The organism is Microcystis sp. M53598_WE2 (assembly GCF_030067735.1).
Classification (GTDB): Bacteria; Cyanobacteriota; Cyanobacteriia; order Cyanobacteriales; family Microcystaceae; genus Microcystis; species Microcystis aeruginosa.
In genome coordinates this window covers 1-5660 of the sequence record NZ_JASJFE010000184.1, presented here as the reverse complement: position 1 = coordinate 5660, position 5660 = coordinate 1, and the positions used below count along the sequence as shown (strand labels likewise).

Here is a 5660-nt window from a genome sequence, read left to right as displayed (position 1 = left end):
TTAATTGATTAGTTCGCTCTAGATCAAAAATAATTGACAAAAATCGCCAAATGCCTTTCTATATAAGGGTTACATCCCTTATAACCCCCGTCCATTGCATAACAAAAACCGAAGAACCACTACTTAAGCATCTCAGCACATTCGAGGAATCGTAGTACATAGACTGTTTTGACATTTTCACGCCATCAAGGAGTATAGAGGGCGATTTTCCCAAGATTATCGCCCCGATAAAACCCGTTCCACCCGTCACAAAAGCACCCATTGCTCAAACTTTTCCCTGTCCTCACTTCCCCTCGGTAATTGAAATTTAATCACCTTAACTCTGTCATTACTATACCTTAAATCTTAGTCAAGATTTAAGCTTTTCTTGATAAAATTTGAAGACAGATTATTTTAGACTAGGAGCAGTAAATCTTCAGTAAAAATGCTCCTATGAATCCATCTCCAGAGTCAACTTTTGTTTGTCCGATTATCATCGAAGACGACAGAACAGGATTAGACACAGAAACTATCCGACGGGCTTTAAGGGATAATTTACTCTATATTCAAGGTAAATTACCGGAATTAGCCAGCAAAAACGATCTTTACATGGCCCTGGCTTATACAATCCGCGATCGTTTATTGCAGCGTTGGTTAACCACCCAACAAACCTATCTAAAAAAAGATGTCAGAACCGTTTGTTATCTCTCGGCCGAATTTTTAGTCGGTCCCCATTTGGCTAATAATTTAATTAATCTCGGTATCTACGAACAAGTCGAGAAAGCTGTCAGCGAATCGGGATTAAAACTAGAAGAATTAATTGCCCAGGAAGAAGAACCGGGGTTAGGAAATGGTGGTTTAGGTCGTTTAGCTGCCTGTTATCTCGATTCCCTTTCTACCCTAGAAATTCCAGCTATTGGTTACGGTATTCGCTACGAATTTGGTATCTTTGATCAAGAAATCCACGACGGTTGGCAGGTGGAAATAACCGATAAGTGGTTACAGTATGGAAATCCCTGGGAAATTGCCCGACCGGAATCATCGGTAGAGGTAAAATTTGGCGGTTATACCGAATCCTATACCGACGAAAATGGTAATTATCGCAGTCATTGGATTCCCGATTATGTAGTCAAAGGAATTCCCTACGATACCCCAATTCTCGGCTATCGAGTTAACACCGCTAATACCATGCGTCTCTGGAAATCAGAAGCTTGTGAATCTTTTGATTTTGGTCGCTTTAATCGTGGCGATTATTACGGTGCGGTGGATAATAAAGTTCACTCGGAAAATATCAGTAAAGTTCTCTATCCTAATGATGAACCAATTCAAGGCAAAGAACTACGTTTAGAACAGCAGTATTTCTTTGTTTCCTGTTCTCTACAGGATCTGATTCGTATTCACCTGTACGAGAATCCCAGTCTAGATAATTTTCATCAAAAATGGTCGGTACAATTGAATGATACTCACCCTTCTGTCGGGGTGGCCGAGTTAATGCGCTTGTTAATCGATGTGCATCATTTCGATTGGGATAAAGCTTGGTTTATTACTCAAAATACCTTCGCCTATACCAATCATACTCTTTTGCCAGAAGCTTTAGAAAAATGGCCTTTGAGTATTTTTGGTCGTCTTTTCCCCCGATTAATGGAAATTATCTATGAAATTAACCATCGTTTCTTGGATAAAATTCGCATTATTTATCCCCATGATGACGGCAAAATGTCCCGTTTATCTATAATCGATGAAAGCGGCGAAAAATACGTCCGTATGGCTCACCTTGCCTGTGTGGGTTCCCAGGCAATTAATGGGGTGGCAGCCCTCCATACAGAATTACTAAAAAGAGATGTTCTGCGCGATTTCTATGAACTCTTTCCCGAAAAGTTTAGCAACAAAACCAATGGAGTTACTCCCCGGCGCTGGATAGTTTCTAGTAATCCCCGCTTAACTTTTGCAATTACCGAAAAAATCGGCGAAAATTGGATTAAACATCTGGAGGATTTACGCGGTTTAGAAAACTATGTGGATGATGGAGTATTTCGGGACTATTGGCGACAAATTAAATACGATATTAAGGCAGATTTAGCCAATTATATCGATAAAAAAGTCGGCATTAAAGTTGATCCTAGTACCCTCTTTGATGTGCAGGTAAAACGCATTCATGAATATAAACGACAACACCTCAACGTTTTACACATCGTTACTCTCTATCATCGTCTCAAAAATAACCCCAATCTCGATATTACCCCCCGTACCTTTATTTTTGGTGGTAAGGCAGCCCCGGGTTATTTTATGGCGAAATTAATCATTAAATTGATTAATTCTGTGGCGGAAGTGATTGATAATGATCCGACGATTGGAGGACGTTTAAAAGTGGTTTTCCTCCCCGATTATAATGTCACCTTCGGTCAACGGGTTTATCCAGCTGCCGACTTGTCCGAACAAATTTCCACCGCCGGGAAAGAAGCTTCGGGAACTGGTAATATGAAATTCTCTATGAATGGGGCCTTAACTATCGGTACTCTCGATGGGGCAAATATCGAAATTCGTGAAGAGGTGGGAGCGGAAAATTTCTTTCTTTTTGGCTTGACAACCGAGGAGGTTTATGCTAAGAAAGCCGCCGGTTATAATCCCCAAGAATACTATTACCATAACGAAGAATTGCGGGCAGTATTAGACCTCATTGGTTCGGGATTTTTTAGCCGGGGTGATAGTAGTTTATTCCGCCCGCTTGTGGATAATCTTATCTACAATGATCCCTATATGTTACTGGCCGATTATCAATCCTATATCGACTGTCAGGAAGGAGTCGGTCACGCTTATAAAGATCAAGAACATTGGAGTCGTTTAGCGATTCTTAATGTGGCCCGCATGGGAAAATTCTCTAGCGATCGATCGATTCGGGAATACTGCGAGAAAATCTGGCGGGTACAACCGGTAAAGATTGAATTACCCGATTATATTCAAGCTAATGCCGGTTTATCGGTAAATTAGAACAAATCTAGGCAGTGGGAACGTCTTCATCGATCCTACTGCCCACAGGATAACCAGCCTTGAGCGACTCTAATCTAGATTTTACGGGATTGACGGGGCTCGAACCCGCAACTTCCGCCGTGACAGGGCGGTGCTCTAACCAATTGAACTACAATCCCATTTTTGCCACATTTCTGATTGTAGCTTCATCATTAGGGTTATGTCAAGCACCTCTGGGAAAATTTTTTTGAGGGAGTGGGGAGAGAGGAGATGGGGAGAGGGGGGAAACAATTGATAACTGGGTTTTTAAAGTTGGATTGGTATCAATACTGAATTAAAGCCAAAAAATCCCCAATTAGGGACCAGACCCTCTTTACAATGGGATTGTAATTAAGCTTGTTGGGAGCCTGAGCTATGACTAACCCGAATTCGATCGAACAGCTATCGCAGGAATTACTCGATCTAGACCAAGTAGATGCCGATACTGGGGCAGATTTGCGGCAAAAAGCCCAAGAAATCCTCGCTGAAACCACTATTGACCTGCCGATTCGAGAAGCGATCGCCGATAGTCTCAGTCAAGGCAATCAACTACTTACACTCAAAACCGTCGGCAAGGAAGAAAGTTACTAGCACATTTGGGGTCAAAAGTCAAGATGAAAGAAAAAACTTTTTTTATCTGGCTGGGGCGATTTTTGGCCTCTTTTGGGCTGTTATCGGGGATAAGTGGCTGTAATTCCCCTCTTTTGATCACTCCTCAAGTTCCCGTCGGTGGTTTAAATAGTTTTGCTCCCGATCAATTTCCCAGTTATAGTGCTGATGGTCGCTATTTAGCCTTCGCTTCCGATCGCTCCGGTCGTCGTAGTATATATTTATTCGATCTGCAAGAAAAGCGCTTAGTTAATCTCCCTAACCTAAATCGTGGCGATTCTAGCCAAGATCAGCCATCTCTGAATGCTGACGGTCGTTTAATTGCTTATATCTCCAGCGAACGCGGCAAGAGTGATGTCATGGTTTATGATCGTTCCCAGTCCCGTGCAACCCTATTAACCGCTAACCTGCGGGGAAGCGTCCGCAATCCCACCATTAGCGGTGATGGTCGCCAAATTGCCTTTGAAACCAACCAAGACGGTCAATGGAATATTGCGATCGTTAACGGACAATTTTAAATTTGTTCTACTCGGTCTTAATCGTTAAAACCTGTGGAGGGGTCGCATCTGGTGGATATAAAAAATTTACCTGTACTACACGCCAATCCCCCGGAGGAATAGTCAGACTCACTAAAGATTGCCCCTCTTGTCCGCGTCTTTGGACGAGATGGAAAAATCTGCTTTGTGCCTGTCCCTGGTCATCGCTATAATTGACGGCTACTGTTCCCCGAAAAAACACTTGTGGGGCAGCCGGATCGAGAAAACGCAAACCCTGCCCAATAATATCCTCTTTAATCGGTGTTTCTAGCGCAATAGTCACCGTTTTTGCCTCATTACTTCGATTAAATAGAGGTAAACTTAACCTATATTCCACACCGTAATTACCATGAGCTTGATAGGCCGTATCGGGATAGCGAACTAACATACTAGCACTTTGATTTTGTTCCGTTCCCAGTTTGCCCCCGGGTAGGGTGCTAATCCCATAGGCTATAGATTGACCAGAATCAGGAATATTTAACCATAAAGAAGCTCGATCGACCAATCGGGCTGGCCAAGCTGAACCTTGGGACACCCCCGCTACCCGTCCATAAATTATCTGTCCTTGACTATGGGGAGGAGTGGGCGCTCGATCCCGCGGAGTCGATAAATCGCCTTTTTCTAGCAAATTTTGCCACTCTGTAAGATTTGGTGGTCTTTCCTGTCCATTTTCATCTAGGGGTGCATAAAGAGCTAAACTAGCAGCGTAGAGAAGACCGTCACTTTCCAGACGGAGATAAGTGGACCTACCGTTTAAAGGGGGAGTCAAATCGCGCACAGGAATCGCCGCATTTAAGACCATAAAACTCTCCCCCGCCGGAATAATAATCCTATCGGGAAAAATATCCTGACGCTGCCCCATTAAAATATCCCCCATTACCCGACTTCCTGGACCTGCAAAAACTGTCCCCTGATTATTTTCCACTTGTGCGGGTAAATCGATAAAAGCTGCATCCGGTTGACTCAAATAACTGGCCCCTTGCAGAATTTTAACGGTCACGGGATTAGGACTGGGATTGTGGAGTAATATACCCAGATAAAGGCTGCGTAAATTATCGGGAAAACTCCCCCTCGCTACATGGTGGGCAAAAATATCAAAGCGTCCCTGAAAAGCATAATTTAAATGGGCCGAGGGAAAACTTTTCTCTTGGGGGGGAAAAGTCGAAAGCAAAATCCCTTCTCCTAGCAATAATTCGGGACTATTGCTATTAAAAACGGGAACTTGATCTAGTTGATTCGGTAAAGGACGCACCTGCACCGGTCGAATTATTTCTACAATAGGAGGAGTTTGGGCAATGGGTAGTAAAAAAGGTAACATCACACAAATTACCATCTCAAGATAATTATTTTTTGATCATAGCATTACTGGCTCGCTCAATTTAGATAGTATTCTGTTTGTCTATATCTAGAGGATTGGTTAATATTTCTTGCTGGTGTTAAGTAGCTGGTTATAATTAAATTAAAAATGGGTTTGAGGTTCGATCCCCCCTGCCCCCCTTGATAAGGGGGGTGCCGATAGGCGGGGGGATC

Annotated in this window: 4 protein-coding genes, 1 tRNA gene and 1 pseudogene; 3 read left to right on the top strand and 3 right to left on the bottom strand. The window is 43.0% G+C overall.

Translation table 11 applies throughout. The features are described from left to right. Positions 1-130: 130 nt before the first annotated feature. Positions 131-217: pseudogene (locus PX636_RS22820) on the bottom strand (dihydroflavonol 4-reductase); the annotation flags it as partial. Between the two features lie 215 nt (positions 218-432). Between PX636_RS22820 and PX636_RS03990 the strand changes: the two are divergent. Beyond that, positions 433-2967, top strand: coding sequence for a glycogen/starch/alpha-glucan phosphorylase (locus PX636_RS03990; RefSeq protein ID WP_288116284.1), 2535 nt, complete (start codon positions 433-435; stop codon positions 2965-2967). Between the two features lie 84 nt (positions 2968-3051). Here the strand turns inward: PX636_RS03990 and PX636_RS03985 are convergent. Further along, positions 3052-3125, bottom strand: a tRNA-Asp gene (locus tag PX636_RS03985). Positions 3126-3360: 235 nt separating this feature from the next. Between PX636_RS03985 and PX636_RS03980 the strand changes: the two genes are divergently transcribed. Together PX636_RS03980 and PX636_RS03975 are read left to right on the top strand one after the other, a co-directional pair. Beyond that, the gene (locus PX636_RS03980) at positions 3361-3576 is read left to right on the top strand and encodes a hypothetical protein (RefSeq protein WP_002761575.1); all 216 of its coding nucleotides are present in this window, start codon (positions 3361-3363) and stop codon (positions 3574-3576) included. A 23-nt stretch (positions 3577-3599) separates the two neighbouring features. Beyond that, positions 3600-4112 (top strand): TolB family protein, encoded by a 513-nt coding sequence (locus PX636_RS03975; RefSeq protein ID WP_288116283.1) that lies wholly within the window; start codon positions 3600-3602, stop codon positions 4110-4112. A 7-nt stretch (positions 4113-4119) separates the two neighbouring features. Here the strand turns inward: PX636_RS03975 and PX636_RS03970 are convergent, their stop codons facing one another. Next, on the bottom strand, positions 4120-5463 hold the full coding sequence (locus PX636_RS03970; RefSeq protein ID WP_288116282.1) for a DUF3370 domain-containing protein: 1344 nt from the start codon (positions 5461-5463) through the stop codon (positions 4120-4122). Positions 5464-5660 lie beyond the last annotated feature (197 nt).

Excerpts from the sequence above, each read along its gene's own strand:
- PX636_RS03990 (WP_288116284.1), top strand. The coding sequence starts at position 433 with ATGAATCCATCTCCAGAGTCAACTTTTGTTTGTCCGATTATCATCGAA.
- PX636_RS03980 (WP_002761575.1), top strand. The coding sequence starts at position 3,361 with ATGACTAACCCGAATTCGATCGAACAGCTATCGCAGGAATTACTCGAT.
- PX636_RS03975 (WP_288116283.1), top strand. The coding sequence starts at position 3,600 with ATGAAAGAAAAAACTTTTTTTATCTGGCTGGGGCGATTTTTGGCCTCT.
- PX636_RS03970 (WP_288116282.1), bottom strand. The coding sequence starts at position 5,463 with ATGGTAATTTGTGTGATGTTACCTTTTTTACTACCCATTGCCCAAACT.